Source organism: Halomonas elongata (assembly GCF_029081005.1).
GTDB lineage: Bacteria > Pseudomonadota > Gammaproteobacteria > Pseudomonadales > Halomonadaceae > Halomonas > Halomonas elongata_B.
The window spans coordinates 1-380 of record NZ_JAJQTQ010000125.1 but is presented as its reverse complement, the minus strand read 5'-3'; the positions used below and the strand labels follow the sequence as shown (position 1 = coordinate 380).

The window sequence follows — 380 nt, the reverse complement described above, 5'->3', positions numbered from 1 at the left end:
AGCGAGATAAGCGGCGTCGGATGGCGACGCGCGTGACGCACATAGGCCACGAGCAGTAACAGACTGACGGCAATCACGGCCAGCGCCTGCCATGTCGCCACGATTTTTTCCCCAAACAGTTCAATACCGCTGGAAAATAACACCAGACTTAAGCCAAATAACAGAAAACCGCCTATATCGAAGCGTCGGCGCGGCGTTGTGAAATTTGGCATGTATTTACGGGCGTACAGAATGCCAATTACGCCGATCGGAATGTTTATCAGGAAAATCCAATGCCAGCTGGCCCAGGTCACAAATACCCCGCCGAGTACCGGGCCCAGAATCGGCCCCACCAATCCCGGCATGGTGACAAAGTTCAGGACCGGCAACAGTTCGCTGCG

Annotated in this window: 1 pseudogene; it reads right to left on the bottom strand. The window is 54.7% G+C overall.

What is annotated here, in order from left to right:
* A pseudogene (locus LU493_RS19740) lies at positions 1–380 on the bottom strand (hypothetical protein); the annotation flags it as partial.